General features: G+C 53.7%; 13 protein-coding genes. 4 read left to right on the forward strand and 9 right to left on the reverse strand.

What is annotated here, in order from left to right; genetic code table 11:
* Positions 1-2: 2 nt before the first annotated feature.
* Genes ACZ52Z_RS01275 through ACZ52Z_RS01290 form a run of 4 tightly spaced genes read left to right on the forward strand, consistent with a single transcriptional unit; the run spans position 3 to position 4,735 of the window.
* Entirely contained in the window at positions 3-1,121 is a 1,119-nt protein-coding gene (locus tag ACZ52Z_RS01275) for a carboxylate-amine ligase (RefSeq protein WP_464268953.1), read from the forward strand.
* Complete coding sequence (locus ACZ52Z_RS01280; protein ID WP_464268954.1) at positions 1,114-2,652, forward strand: gamma-glutamyltransferase family protein; 1,539 nt, start codon at positions 1,114-1,116, stop codon at positions 2,650-2,652. The genes ACZ52Z_RS01275 and ACZ52Z_RS01280 overlap by 8 nt, the downstream gene beginning before the upstream one ends.
* A complete protein-coding gene (locus ACZ52Z_RS01285) occupies positions 2,649-3,695 on the forward strand; it encodes a microcin C ABC transporter permease YejB (RefSeq protein WP_464268955.1) in 1,047 nt (348 codons plus the stop codon). The genes ACZ52Z_RS01280 and ACZ52Z_RS01285 overlap by 4 nt, the downstream gene beginning before the upstream one ends.
* Positions 3,696-3,697: 2 nt before the next feature.
* The gene (locus tag ACZ52Z_RS01290; protein WP_464270741.1) at positions 3,698-4,735 is read left to right on the forward strand and encodes an ABC transporter permease; all 1,038 of its coding nucleotides are present in this window, start codon (positions 3,698-3,700) and stop codon (positions 4,733-4,735) included.
* A 91-nt stretch (positions 4,736-4,826) separates the two neighbouring features.
* Here the strand turns inward: ACZ52Z_RS01290 and ACZ52Z_RS01295 are convergent, their stop codons facing one another.
* From ACZ52Z_RS01295 to fliS, 9 genes are all read right to left on the reverse strand, one after another.
* The gene (locus tag ACZ52Z_RS01295; RefSeq protein ID WP_464268956.1) at positions 4,827-7,379 is read right to left on the reverse strand and encodes a hypothetical protein; all 2,553 of its coding nucleotides are present in this window, start codon (positions 7,377-7,379) and stop codon (positions 4,827-4,829) included.
* Between the two features lie 35 nt (positions 7,380-7,414).
* A complete protein-coding gene (locus tag ACZ52Z_RS01300) occupies positions 7,415-8,020 on the reverse strand; it encodes a GTP-binding protein (protein ID WP_464268957.1) in 606 nt (201 codons plus the stop codon).
* 81 nt (positions 8,021-8,101) lie between these two features.
* The gene (locus tag ACZ52Z_RS01305) at positions 8,102-8,494 is read right to left on the reverse strand and encodes a roadblock/LC7 domain-containing protein (RefSeq protein WP_464268958.1); all 393 of its coding nucleotides are present in this window, start codon (positions 8,492-8,494) and stop codon (positions 8,102-8,104) included.
* Between the two features lie 301 nt (positions 8,495-8,795).
* A complete protein-coding gene (locus tag ACZ52Z_RS01310) occupies positions 8,796-9,098 on the reverse strand; it encodes an EscU/YscU/HrcU family type III secretion system export apparatus switch protein (protein WP_464268959.1) in 303 nt (100 codons plus the stop codon).
* Position 9,099: 1 nt separating this feature from the next.
* Positions 9,100-10,560 (reverse strand): flagellar hook-length control protein FliK, encoded by a 1,461-nt coding sequence (locus ACZ52Z_RS01315; protein WP_464268960.1) that lies wholly within the window; start codon positions 10,558-10,560, stop codon positions 9,100-9,102.
* Positions 10,561-10,616: 56 nt separating this feature from the next.
* On the reverse strand, positions 10,617-11,378 hold the full coding sequence (locus ACZ52Z_RS01320) for a PilZ domain-containing protein (protein WP_464268961.1): 762 nt from the start codon (positions 11,376-11,378) through the stop codon (positions 10,617-10,619).
* Positions 11,379-11,464: 86 nt separating this feature from the next.
* Entirely contained in the window at positions 11,465-12,163 is a 699-nt protein-coding gene (locus ACZ52Z_RS01325; protein ID WP_464268962.1) for a flagellar brake protein, read from the reverse strand.
* Positions 12,164-12,317: 154 nt separating this feature from the next.
* The gene (locus ACZ52Z_RS01330) at positions 12,318-12,707 is read right to left on the reverse strand and encodes a hypothetical protein (protein ID WP_464268963.1); all 390 of its coding nucleotides are present in this window, start codon (positions 12,705-12,707) and stop codon (positions 12,318-12,320) included.
* A 3-nt stretch (positions 12,708-12,710) separates the two neighbouring features.
* Positions 12,711-13,175, reverse strand: coding sequence for a flagellar export chaperone FliS (gene fliS, locus ACZ52Z_RS01335; protein ID WP_464268964.1), 465 nt, complete (start codon positions 13,173-13,175; stop codon positions 12,711-12,713).

Here is a 13,175-nt window from a genome sequence, read left to right on the forward strand (position 1 = left end):
CCATGGGCACTATTCCGTTTGTTTCCAGTCGATCCTTTACCCTTGGCGTGGAACTGGAGTTTCAGCTTATTGACCGGGAAACCTATAACCTGGTTCCTCTGGCCCACAAGATTATTGAGCAGATTCCTGCCGCTTTCACGGACAAGGTTGTTCCTGAGTTTCTCCAGTCCACCCTTGAAGTTCGCACCGGTGTCTGCACTGGTATTGAAGAGGCTGCTGATGACCTGCGCGCAACTGTTCTCGCAGTAAATGCTATTGCCGCGGAGCATAATTGCTTTCTCCATGCAAGCAGTCTTCATCCCTTTGCCTGTCCTGAAGAGCAGGTGCTGAGTTATGGCGAACGGTACCGGCGGATAATGCGGGAGCTGCAGTACGTGGGAAGGCAGTTCATCTGCCAGGGACTGCACGTTCACGTAGGTATCCCGGATGGCGAAACAGCGATCAAGGTATGCGATACCATGCAGGCGTATCTGCCGCTGCTCCTCGCCTTGAGTTGTTCCTCCCCTTATTTCCGGGGAGAGGACACCGGACTCAGTTCCTATCGTACCAAGCTGTTTGAAGCCCTCCCCCTTGCCGGCATTACCGGTTATCATCAATCGTGGGCGGGGTTTGAGCAGGAGGTGCAAATGCTCCGTGACCATCACATTATAGCCGAGTACCGTGACCTGTGGTGGGATGTTCGGCCAAGTCCGCTGTTGGGCACGGTTGAAATCCGGATCTGTGATTTACCGTTGTGCTTTTCCCAGATGCTGGCCCTGGTGGCATTGACCCAGGCGCTTGTGGTAGGGCTCACCAGGAATATGGCTGAGCATGAACCCGTCAGCCATCAGGTACTCAGCTGCAATAAATGGCAGGCCGCCAGATACGGGGTGGGCGGTACCTTTGTTGATCCCCTTGGTCTGGTGGGCAGCGGGACCATGCCCATAGCCTCGGCAATTAGAAGGCTTATCTCCATTCTTCAACCCATCCTGATCAGTTTTGGGAGCCAGCTTCTCGTTGCCGACCTGGAAGCCGGCATTCTCAGCGAAAACGGCGCCGACCTCCAGCGTCGGCTGGTGAGAGAGGGCATGGATTTTCATGCAATGATTCAGCACCTGCACGATGAGTATTGGCATGAGTAAGTATACGCGCTCCGTAGTAGCTACCGGCCATTCCCTTGTCTCCCGGGCAGCGGCTGTAATCCTTGGTGAAGGCGGCAACGCCTTTGATGCGGCAGTGGCAGCCGGATTTGCAAGCGCCGTGGTTGAGCCTTGCCTGACCAGCCTCGGCGGCGGTGGCTTTCTACTTGCCAAAACAGACGGTAGACGGCTGCCGGCGGCAGAGGTTTTTTTTGATTTTTTTGTCGATACCCCGGGAAGGGGACGACACAACATTCCTGAACCGCATTTTTTCCCGGTCACGGTTGCCTTTGGCGGTTCTGATCAGGATTTTAATATCGGCCTTGGCTCGGTGGCCGTACCCGGAACCCTGAAAGGGCTGCTTCATGTGCACGACCGTCTTGGTTATATGGATCTCTGTGATGTACTGCGGCCGGCGGTAGAGCTGGCCAGGGGACATGAAATCAACGATTTTCAAAGCGTGTTCATGCAACTATTGCGGCCGATCCTGACCCAGAGCACCACCGGAAAGCAGCTCTATGCTCCTGAAGGGCGCTTGCCGGCCCAGGGAGATATTCTGGTCAACGAAGAATTGGCAGCCTTTCTGGAATATCTGCCCCATGACCACGGCCAGAGCTTTTACCGGGGGGAGACTGCTGACGCCATTATCCGCGATATGCACCAAGGCGAGGGGCTGTTGACTCTGGATGATCTTGCCGCCTATACTGTCATTGAGCGAAAACCTCTACGTATCCCCTATAATGGCTACACTTTACTGACCAGTCCGCCGCCGTCGTTCGGGGGCACCCTTATCGCGCTTTCCCTTGCTCTGCATGCGCAGGAAGAGGACGTGTATGGGTTCGGCTCGGTTCCCTACCTGCTTCGCACAACCGCCATTATGCAACAGGTGGAACGGCTTCGGGAACAGGGCTGGGTTACGCCTGCCCAGCTGAGTCGGTTCATTGACTCGCCTGAACTGCAGCAGGCAGCAGCTTGTGTGCGTTTATTTTCCCGCGGGACGACCCATGTTAGTATTGCGGACCGTGAAGGCAATGTTGCGTCCATGACCTGCTCCAATGGTGAAGGGTCAGGGTATTTTGCGCCGAATACCGGAATCATGCTCAACAATATGATGGGGGAAGACGATCTCCACCCTGATGGCTTCCATGCCTCCCCGCCTGGCGAACGGGTGGGTTCCATGATGTCGCCCTCGGTGCTGCTCGACGATGACGGCCAGGTACGGCTGGTTATCGGCAGCGGGGGGTCAAAGCGAATACGTACGGCAATTATTCAGGTCCTTAGCCAGATCGTTGATCTGGGTAGAGGGCTACAAGAGGCTGTTGATGCTCCTCGTCTTTACTGGGACGGTGAACTGCTGCAGGTGGAACCTGGATTTTCCGAGGAGGTGCTCGCGACAGTCAGTCGCAAGGTGCCTATGAATGCGTGGGAACGAAAAAGTGTCTATTTTGGCGGGGTGCATGCTGTCGTACCGGGGGAAACCGGTGCCGGTGACCCACGCCGCGGTGGCAATGCCATAGTGGTGGGAGAGGCATGAGCTGGTATATTCTCAAGCGGTTGTTGCTGATGGTGCCGACCCTGTTGGGTGTGATGTTGATCACCTTTACCGTCACCCAGTTTGTTCCCGGTGGTCCGGTGGAACGCATGATGGCTGAATTGGAAGGACAGGGAGCTGCCGGTGAGGCAAAGAGCGGACGAACCCTCTACCAGGGAGACCGGGGACTTGATCAGGACCGGGTCGAGCAGTTGAAGAAGATGTACGGTTTTGATCGTCCTCCTCTTGAACGGTTTCTGGACATGATGAAACATTACCTGGTGTTTGATTTTGGCCAGTCATACTATCACCAGCAGAGTGTGGTGCAGCTGGTCGTTTCCAAACTGCCTGTGTCCATGTCTCTGGGGCTCTGGACTTTCTTCCTGGTGTATTCCATCTGTATTCCTTTGGGCATCAGCAAAGCTGTTCGTGACGGCTCGACATTTGATGTGGTTACCAGTTCGGTCATCCTTGTCGGGTATGCCATTCCCGGATTTGTTTTGGGTATCGTTTTGATCGTGTTGTTTGGAGGAGGCAGCTTTTGGAGCATCTTTCCCCTGCGGGGGCTGGTATCGGACAACTGGCAGGAGCTAACCCTGATAGGCAAAATCCTGGACTACCTCTGGCACATGGTCCTGCCGATCACCGCTTCAACGGTCGGCAGCCTGGCGGTGATGACCCTGTTGACCAAGAACTCCTTTTTGGAAGAGATACGCAAACAGTATGTGATGACTGCCTGGGCAAAAGGGTTATCCGAGCGGCAGGTGCTCTATAAACATGTTTTTCGCAACGCGATCATTCCCATTATTACCGGGTTTCCCGGTTCCTTTATCACCGCATTTTTTACCGGCAGTCTGCTCATCGAGACCATTTTTTCCCTGGACGGGATGGGCCTGCTTGCCTATGAGTCCGTGTTAAACCGTGATTATCCGGTGGTCCTCGGTACGCTCTATTTTTTCACGATCATCGGGTTGCTTTCCAGGCTTCTTTCTGATCTCAGCTATGTCCTGGTGGACCCACGCATCAGCTTTGAAGGGGTTTCGTGAAGATGGCGCTGGCACTGCGCAATAAAAACAGTCTCGGCCGCCGTCGATGGCAGCTGTTTCGGCGCAACAGGCGCGGCTTTTATTCACTGGTTATTTTTCTGCTGCTGTTTATGACCAGCCTCTTTGCCGAGGTGTTGAGTAATGACAAACCGTTGCTGGTCCAGTATGGAGGAGAGTGGTATTTTCCCCTGCTCAAGGCCTATCCGGAAACGGTTTTTGGCGGCGATTTTGAGACGGAAACCGATTATCGAGATCCCTATATTCTGGAAAAATTGACCGCAGAAGGGAATCGGGTCATCTTTCCTCCCAACCCGCATAGCTATGCGTCCATTAACCTTACCCTTGATCGACCAGTCCCCTCTCCGCCTACGCGGGAAAACCTGCTCGGTACCGATGACAGGGGGCGAGATGTGCTGGCCCGACTGATTTATGGCTTTCGATTGAGTGTTGTCTTTGGGTTGGCGCTCACTGCCATCGGCACCGTGCTTGGCATTCTTGCCGGTGCCGTGCAGGGATACTTCGGTGGAAAACTGGACCTTGTTTTTCAGCGTTTTATCGAAATATGGGGTTCAATGCCTGAGCTGTACCTGCTCATCATCTTTGCCTCAATTTTCAAACCCAGCGTAAGCCTGCTGCTGATTCTGCTCTCCCTCTTCGGGTGGATGGGACTGTCCGATTATGTTCGCGCCGAGTTCCTCAAGGGGCGCAACATGGAATATGTGAAGGCGGCAAAGGCCTTGGGCGTGAACAATGTCACCATCATGTACCGTCACCTGCTGCCCAACGGCATGACTCCGGTCATCACCTTTCTTCCATTTCGGATGTCCGGAGCAATCCTTGCCCTCACCAGCCTGGATTTTCTTGGACTAGGTGTTCCGCCATCCACCCCGAGTCTGGGTGAGCTATTGGCCCAGGGCAAAGCCAATATTGATGCCTGGTGGCTTTCACTCTCCACCTTCATCGTCCTGGTGGGTACCCTTATTCTGCTTATTTTTGTCGGTGAAGCATTGCGCGAAGCCTTTGATCCGCGGAAGCAGTAAACAATACTCTTCTCCCGCAGGCCTCAGCACCAAAAAAGAAAGGGAGGGGCCAAAAGGCCGCCTCCCTGGAAATCAGTGTATTTCTTTTCAATCAGTTCTGGCTTTTCAATGCGTCCCGCAATTGATTGAATTCCTCCTTGATTATGTTCCTGATCAGTTGAAGATCTGCTGTTTTGTCCGCCGTTTCTGCCGCTGCCTCGGGTGGGGTGGTCTTTCCGGGTGCTGCTGAAGGTAAAAGCGGCGCGGCCCCTGCGTCGGCAAGGGCCTGTACGACCCCGTTCTGCCATTGGAGATACTTTTGCATGACCTCTGCAAAGTCAGCATGCTCCGACGCTGCAGGGCGGAGTCGTCCAAAAAGGGCATTGATCACTTTTTCGGTCGCATCAAGGTCAATACATCGGCTGTGAACGAGTTGCTTGACGATGGTTTCCAGGAGCTGTGCCGTGATCTGGTCCGCATCGTCTGCAAGGACTGCCTTCAATTCGGCGATCAGGCCGCCTGTCTCTGCTATAAGGGCATCGGTGGGTGTACGGACTGTCTGCGGGAGCACCGCACCCAGGGCGGCCAGACGGATTTCTTTTTCCTCTTCTGCCGGCAGGACAGATTCAGGCACAGCAGCCGCTTCCGGTGTGCGTTCAGCGGCAGGCGGTTGCATGGGGAAGGCATCTTCCAACTCCAGGGCCGGTTCCTCTTCATCATCCTCACTGGCATCAAAAAAGAAGTCGAGTTTTTCTTCCAGCTCCTTCTCCTGTTCACTGTCCTGGTGGCTCTGGGCAGGAGCGGGCGAACCACCGGTCATGCCAAGTGCCTGGTCAAGCGCCTCCCGTTGATTGTCCTTTTCAGCAAAGAAGTCGATGGGTTCTTCAAAATCTTCCCCGATATCTGTCATCGAGTTTTCCATGAGGCTTGTCTCTTCATCCCCCTCACCAAAAAAGAAATCGAGTTTTTCCTCAATATCGCTCAATGGCGAGTCTTCAGAGGTTTCCAGAGATTCATCAATGGTAAAACCCTGTTCGTCCTCACTGCCGGACAGGGCTGGTGCCAGACCGTCATCGACGCTTTCCGCATCCACCTCTTCCGCGGTTTCAGCGGGTGCATCATCCTCTTCGGAAAAGAAAGTATCGAGCTTGCTCTCAATATCAAACGCCATTTCCTCGGATGTTTCTGTCTCTGGCGGGGAAATTTTAGGCTTGTCTGCGGGCGTAAAGTCGGCGAGGGCCTCCTCAAGAGATGGCGCATCGGCAAGGGCAGGTATAACGTCATCACCCTGTGCGCTTGTTGCTTCGTCGGCCGCTTTTTCTCCGAAAACATCGTCGGAAAAGAGTTTGTCCAATTGGTCGTTGAGGTCACTCTGGGCCGGATCGCCAAATGACTCACTGTCTTCATTGAAACCGACTATTTCGTCCATACCGGAAAGTGCCGGTGCCAGGTCTCGCTTGGAACGCAGCTGAGTTTCAATGTAGCCATCGGCGATCTCATCACTGATCGGCTGAATAGCCTCTGGCGGGACAACTTCATCAGGATATTTTTTTTCCGAGGTCTCCATCGCCGGCGAGTGGTGAACCTCTTCAGGAAAGAGGTCATCCAGCTCCGCTTCAATATCCATGGAGCCGGCAGCACGTTCTTCATGAGTTACAGGAGCTGCTGTCGTGGCGAAAGGTTGCTCAGAGACAGGCGCTTCGTCGACCGCTTGCATCTCTTCAACCAGCTCGTCTACAATTTCTTCGGTTGGAGCAGCGGGCTCTTCAACAATAAGTTCCTTCAAGGCGTTCAGGCGGCTGACGCGGTCTATCAGCAGGGTCTGCAGCTGTTCTTTGTCCCGAGCATCAGGTTCCACGTGGAGTACCTGCTCAAGGCCTTCTGAAAACGCATGCAGGAGGGTAAACGATTCCGGGTGGGCGGTTGCCGCCGACTCTTCAATATAGTCCCCCAACGCACGCAGCCCCTGCACAAGCACCATAGCCGGTTTGTCGTCCGCCAGGCGCTGGTGGAAGTGATCCACCTGCTGGTTGAACTGGTTCAGGCTCTCCTCGGTCACTTCCCAGTCCAGACTCAGGATGCTCGCTTTGAGCAGTTTCAGGTGATCTTCCTCTTCCGGAGATACCGCCGCCCTCTCTTCCACAGCCGGTTGTAGCAGGATAGGGGCTTGCGGGCTCGTTGCTGCAGCCATTGCCGATTCCCCTTCCTGGTTGATCTGGTATTGTAGGATTTTGAACTTGCGAATATCGCCCTTGAGCATCATGGCGATTTCCTCTTCGCTGAGTGAATCCGAAGAGGTTATCTTCTCAAAGTTGTAGTAAAAGGTGAGGAGCAATTTAATCGAATTAGGGTGGGCATAGGCCCCTTTGCTCCGAATATAGCGACCGATTTTATCAAGCCCCTGGAGATACACTTCGGCAACCTTGTCATCCTGCCACTCTCCTTTGAGCGCTTGCAGTTCTTGGCTGAGCTCTTCGAGGGTCTCGTCGTTAATCTCCCAATCCAAAGAAAGGATAATTGACTTGAGGCGGGTCAGGATGGAATCATCCTCACTGGAAAATTCAAAGAGATCCACATCGCCCGTGTCAAAGGACTCATCGGCAAACAGCGTCAGATCCTCATATTCACTCATGCTGTTTTGTTGTTCTTCCTGGGGTTTTTTCATTACCTGACCCATGGTTGAGTGTCACGTTTCCTTGATTACTGCAGTTTTTTCTGGATTGAAATAATGGTGGAGGAGATAATTTTTTTCAGGGTATCTGCCACGTTATATCCTGTGAGCGCACTTGCCTCAAAGGCCGGGACTTTGAGCTTGGAGTTGAGGTCCTTCTCCAGGATGGACGTTGGCAGGATGGGGATGCCCTGGTTTCGCAGGTCGACCTTGTTGTATTGCAACACAAGCGGAATGCGAAAGATGGATTCCTTGTAGTCTTGCAGGTTTTCGTGGAGCTGATTCAATGAACGAATATTTTTTTCCCGCATCTGTTCCTGAGCATCAGCGACAAACACGATACCATCAACACCTTTGAGCACGAGTTTTCGAGTAGCATTGTATTTGACCTGGCCGGGCACGGTGTACAACTGAATTTTCAGTTCATACCCTTTGATCTGCCCCATGTTAAACGGCAGAAAGTCAAAGAAAAGGGTACGGTCTCCATGGGTTTTGAGACTGACCATTTCCGAGTGGATCTGTTTGGAGAATTTTCGGTTGATATACTCCAGGTTGGTGGTTTTCCCTCCACGGCCAGGTCCATAATAGACGATCTTTACCTGAACGATTTTATCTTTGAGGTTGATGAAACTCAAAATTATCTCCTGCAGCCAGTTGAAACGATCAGAAGGAAGAGGCGATGTTGCGGTACGCGTTTTCCGTAGAACAACGCTGTACTATCCCCAAAGCTTTTTTATGCGCTCTATGGTTTCCACAACGTTGAGGCGAAGAAAGCCAAGGGAAATGTTTTTCCCGAACATGGTAATCAGCAGCAGCTCATCGTCAATTTTTGAAAAGTGGATGTTGCAGTCTGTTCCTTTATGAAACAGGAGCGAAAATTCCTGTTCACCGACAAGCTTGGCCATGGCATCCACTGTGGCAAAGTTACCGGCAGCAAGGGCGGCAAAAGAATAAACGTCATACTTTGAAGTGCCGTTGTCTTTAGCAGTGATGATGTTCCCTGCCATGTCGATAATGATAACGCAATCTACGCCGATCTTAATGAGTTTTTCGGTCAGGATGACGTCAATTTTTTCAAGCTGTTCCTGGCTAACAACTCCATAATTCATATAGCTACCTCGTGCACGTCAAAGCTGTTTATAGTCAAAGGGAAAGATGATAGTAATTAAGTTACAACGAGTATACGCCAGATAAAAAGATATATGAAGCGGTTTTTGCTGATTTTTTCTTTTTCTGATTTTGTCCTCCCACGGTGCATATATGCTCTTCTGACCCGGGGGAAACCCTGGAGGTCTGGCAGTGCTGTGTCGAGTGTAACTATCCGGTATTGTATGGGAAATTCATAAATCGCCACCGTTGCTCCGGAGGGGCAAGTGTGGCGGCGCTCTAGGTTGAAGAGGAGGCAGCCGGCTACTCCTGTGGTTTGAGCGGGTCGAGTTTTTCCTTGAATTTGGTATTCACCGAATAGACAAAGGCAAGCACTTCAGCCACTGTCTGGTACAATTCCGGGGGGAGCTCTTCACCCACAGGGACCCTTGCCAGGAGCTCCACCAGGTCGGGATCCTGCTTGATAAAGACCCCTGCCTTTTCTGCTGAGGCGATAATATTTCGAGCGACAACTCCGCGTCCACTGGCCACGACCTCCGGTGCAATGCTCTTTTGCTCGTCATAGCGCAGGGCGACCGCTGTTTCCCGTTTCTCTTTTTCCTGCATATCAGGCCCTGGTGTTGATCATTCCTGAGGACACTGCAGAGATTTTCTGCAGCAGGCTGGCTGTCGGTTCCTCGGCACCCAGGAAAAATTGGGTTGCACCAAGATCAAGCGCCGTCAACCATTGACCGAGTTCCTCCCGGTGTTCACGCAGAAACGTCATTTTTTCCCTATCCTCAGAAAAAAAACGAATATCCACCCTGCCGTCTACCTGTTCCAGCTCAATGCGGAGGTTTCCCAACCCCTCCAGGGTGAGGTGCAAGGTGTAGCGCAGCGGTTCTGAACCGGGTGCCTGTTGTTGCTGCTTTTGCGGGGCTTGATCAATCAGCATGTACCCCTGGTCGAGAAAGGGCAGGGGCAGCGGTAAAAAAAGCAGGGCCTCTCCAGCAAGGCGAAGCTGCAGCATCTGGTACAGCTCAATGGTCTGCAACAACTGTCCGACCTGCTCTCCCTGTTTAAACTGCGCGGCAAGCTGTTGGGTTTCGAGAAGGGCGGATTTCAGGGTACGGGCGGCCTCCTCGCCCCGATTTGCCAGGAAAAGCGCTTCCATATTCACTCCCAGGCGGTCAAGAAGGTGTTGCAGCTGTTGTCCGTTGGGTTCTGGCGCGGAAGTCGCTGAAGCCAAAGATGGCGTCAGGGCCAGGGAAAGCAGGGCAAAGGTTTCCCTGGAGGGGAGCAGCGAAGGGGTTTCTCTGAAATAGGCGATGAGCTGCTGGGCAAGATTCAGGGATTGACTGTCGACCTGGCCTGAGGTGGTCAGGAGTTGCTGCAGCGCCTGCACGGGGACCCCGCGGTTTGCATCTGTCACCGCCAGGAGAAGCGATGGCTCCTGGGTGAGTGTTTGAAGGAGGTATTGCGCCTGTGGGCCTTGGGGCGTGTTGTGCACAGCCTCTGCCACGGTGTGCACTACTGTTCCCAGTCTGGCCGCGAGTGTTGACGGCAGTGCTGTTTCGCCGTTGCGTAGGGCCTGGATAACAGGAGTGAGCAGGGAAGCGCCGCTTACGCTGGTGGCTGGCCGGTTGGCAACATTCAAGCGTGCAAGGGTTTGGGTTATTGCTTCAAGGGTTGCTGCTGAGCGATTTCCCAGGCCGGATGCCGAACTTTCCGCACTCAGCTGGCTAAGGGAGGAGAAAAGGAATTTCTGGGTATCAAAACCTCGGAGGGTTGAGGCAATATTTCTGGTGATCGGGTCGGTCACCACCTGCATTTCCACTCGCGGGCTGGTGGTGCTGACCTGGAGATCGAGCTGCTGCCCTATCCTGAGAGGGGCGTTGGAATGGGCCTGGAGTTGTTTGCTGCCGATAAGCAGCTGGTAAATATTGTCTGCGCTTTTGCCGGTAACCGTTCCCTGCAGGAGTTGGCCTTTGGCAAAAGGGCTCTGCTGCTGCGCACCTTGCCGGCTTTCCTGCTGAAGGTGGATCTGCTGGATATTGAGCACTGAGGCGGGGGTGACGGGAACATCCATGGGTGCCTCATCTGCGCCGGTAAACGGCGGTGAGTGTTATCTGGTGGTCGGACCGTTTATTCTCTGACCTCTATATTTTCCCGAAGCTGTCGGCGTTGTTCATGCAGGCAGCAGGAAATAACCTGATCACGAACCTCCTGGCTGATGTCGGTAAAGTGCAGGGCAACCTGGTAGCGTTTTTTGCGCATTCTGTAGGTGCGAATGACCTGGCCCATGCAGACGATGCTCTGGTCGCTGAACGGGTTGGTAATTCGGATCTGGATTCTATTGCCGTTGCCCATAGGTTTTTCTGGAAACAGGCCAAGTACGCCGCAGCCACTGAGATCCACGGTGGTGCCGGCAAGGTGCCATTTCTGCAGCCGTACCTCTTTGGGACCGGGGATGTAGCCTATTTCAATGGGGGTATTGATGGAGACCCGAAAATATTCGCGCAAGGCCTCGGGCTTGATCGGCTCCCTGGCGATGAAGCGCAGTCGTCGGCTATCGATCACCTGGTCGAGCTCAGCGATAAGGTTCACCGTCGCCCCTTTGTGCTTGACCGTCAGTTGACAGTTCAGCCCAAGCAGCAGGTCCTCCGTTTTCCATGCATTGGGGGCAAAGAAGAGTTGAAAACAGGGGCCCTCGTCATGGTTGAACAGGGCATTGAGTCGCTGGTCCTCGTTGTTGCTGCTCGGGAGATCGATGACTGCTTCTGCACCGTCCTGTAATTTTTCTATGATCTCTTCAATTTTCGCCACAACGTCGTCAATGGTGAGGAGGTTGATCTGTCTGTTGGTCTTGATTTTGGCATGCAGTGGGGGCAATGGCTCAAGGTGCACTGCTCTGTTTTCTGTAACCGATTCTTTTTATTGTTGTTATAGCAGATTTTCCGGCTATTTCAACCCGCAAGCGTGCAGGACGTTGCTCAGCTTTGCTCTGTTCCTTTAACCTGTACCTTGAGCCGCAGGTGCTTGCGTTGCAGGTGGAAACAACTTGCCATGATTCGGTCCCTGTCTTCACTGGACAGGGCATCAAAATGGAGGCCAACCTGGTAGTGCTTGTCAGGCAGCGCTCTGCACCGGACCACATGGCCGATTATCTGCATTGTTTCCATCAGGCCTGTGGGCAGGGTAAGGGCGATGCGCACTTTCTCGCCGATTTCCAGAGGGCTGGAGAAGGTGCATAAGGCCCCGCTGCCGCTGATGTCGATGGTTTCCCCCACCAGCGGCCACTGGACGGCAGTTTCAGTCGGCTGAAACGGAATCAATGGTTCAAGGGCTATGGGAGTGACCGCATCGACCCGAAAATAGTTGCGGACCTGTTCGTGATTGATCAGCTCGGTTGCCTGCAGCTCAAGGGTCTGGTTGTCACGTACCGCCTCGATATCAGCGGTAACAGACACGTTCTGGCCGCCGATGTCTATGGTCACCACGCAGCTTCTTCCCCTGGTTGCCGCGTCCATGGGCAGGTCGCCTTCGGCAAAATAGAGGAAAAAGAGGGGCGGGGTGGCTGGGCCATACACGCATTGGATTCGCTCTGTAGCCGTATTGCCCGCACCCGGCAAGGTCACCCGGACGGCTTTCTGATCTGGTATGGTGGAGAAAAAATCCTCTAACGACTGCACTGGACACCTCGACTGGGGAGAATAGTGGACTCTGCTAGGGGTAGAGTGCCACAAGGAAAGAGCAGATGCAAAGGGTTTTCTCTTCCCGGGCAGAGCAGAGCGCAGCAGGACAGCGTCAAGAAGCGGTGCGTATTCTCTCGTCAATGCGGGGAGCTCAGCCGCAGTGGGAGAGCAGACGACCGCTACTGTCGGTGTTGGAATGGTAGCGGCGCATCATGGTGCCGCCCTGGTGGAGCTTGCGGAGTTCGTTCTGCTGCACAGCCATGATGCTTCGAATCTGCGGGGTCAGGCGATGATTGGCCGTTTGTATCTGCTGCATCAGGTCTAGAAGATCCAGCATGCGTGCCTGGTTGGACACGTCTCCACTTTGGTGCAGCTGATCCAGGATATGCTGATCCAGCTCTTTGGCAATATCCTGGTTGTCCATCATCTGCTGGTAGGTTGCCATCAGTTTTTCGGTATTCCGGGTGGAGAGCAACCGCTCAATTTCTCCCATCTGCGCGAGGATTGCCTTGTAGGTGGTGATTGCTTTGTCAATGATCATGGCTTACATCGCCGTGGCTATGGACTTATACTCTGTGGATGCGGGTCCCTCGGTGCCTGTTCCCTGGTAAGGGGTTGCCTGCGGCTTTGGCGTCTGCTGCTTGTTTATCTCGATAGCCTGGGCCCAGGTGGCGCGGAGGTCACTGAGCATGGTTTTCACCTCTTCCAGGGGTTCCACACTGTTTTCCAGGGTGGCATCCTGGAGCCGGCCAAGCATGTAGCTGTAGAGGGCATCCAGGTTTTCGGCCAAATCGGCGCTCTGCGAGTGGTCAAGGGTTGCCGCGAATTCCGAGAGAATAGCCGATGCCTTGTTGATGAAATGAGCGCGCTTGTCGACTTGCTTGTTTTCTATGGCCAGGATGGCCTGGCCGGTGAAGCGGATGGCGCCGTCATAGAGCATGAGCATCAGCTGTTCCGGAGTGGCCGCATTGACTGTATTTGCCAGGTATTGGTTGGTATAGCCGTTCAT

The sequence above is a fragment of the Desulfogranum aggregans genome (assembly GCF_055398265.1).

Coding starts and splice junctions, on each gene's coding strand:
- ACZ52Z_RS01305 (WP_464268958.1), bottom strand. CDS start 8,494: ATGAATTATGGAGTTGTTAGCCAGGAACAGCTTGAAAAAATTGACGTC.
- fliS (WP_464268964.1), bottom strand. CDS start 13,175: ATGAACGGCTATACCAACCAATACCTGGCAAATACAGTCAATGCGGCC.
- ACZ52Z_RS01315 (WP_464268960.1), bottom strand. CDS start 10,560: ATGGATGTTCCCGTCACCCCCGCCTCAGTGCTCAATATCCAGCAGATC.
- ACZ52Z_RS01275 (WP_464268953.1), top strand. CDS start 3: ATGGGCACTATTCCGTTTGTTTCCAGTCGATCCTTTACCCTTGGCGTG.
- ACZ52Z_RS01330 (WP_464268963.1), bottom strand. CDS start 12,707: ATGATCATTGACAAAGCAATCACCACCTACAAGGCAATCCTCGCGCAG.
- ACZ52Z_RS01290 (WP_464270741.1), top strand. CDS start 3,698: ATGGCGCTGGCACTGCGCAATAAAAACAGTCTCGGCCGCCGTCGATGG.
- ACZ52Z_RS01280 (WP_464268954.1), top strand. CDS start 1,114: ATGAGTAAGTATACGCGCTCCGTAGTAGCTACCGGCCATTCCCTTGTC.
- ACZ52Z_RS01295 (WP_464268956.1), bottom strand. CDS start 7,379: ATGAAAAAACCCCAGGAAGAACAACAAAACAGCATGAGTGAATATGAG.
- ACZ52Z_RS01310 (WP_464268959.1), bottom strand. CDS start 9,098: ATGCAGGAAAAAGAGAAACGGGAAACAGCGGTCGCCCTGCGCTATGAC.
- ACZ52Z_RS01285 (WP_464268955.1), top strand. CDS start 2,649: ATGAGCTGGTATATTCTCAAGCGGTTGTTGCTGATGGTGCCGACCCTG.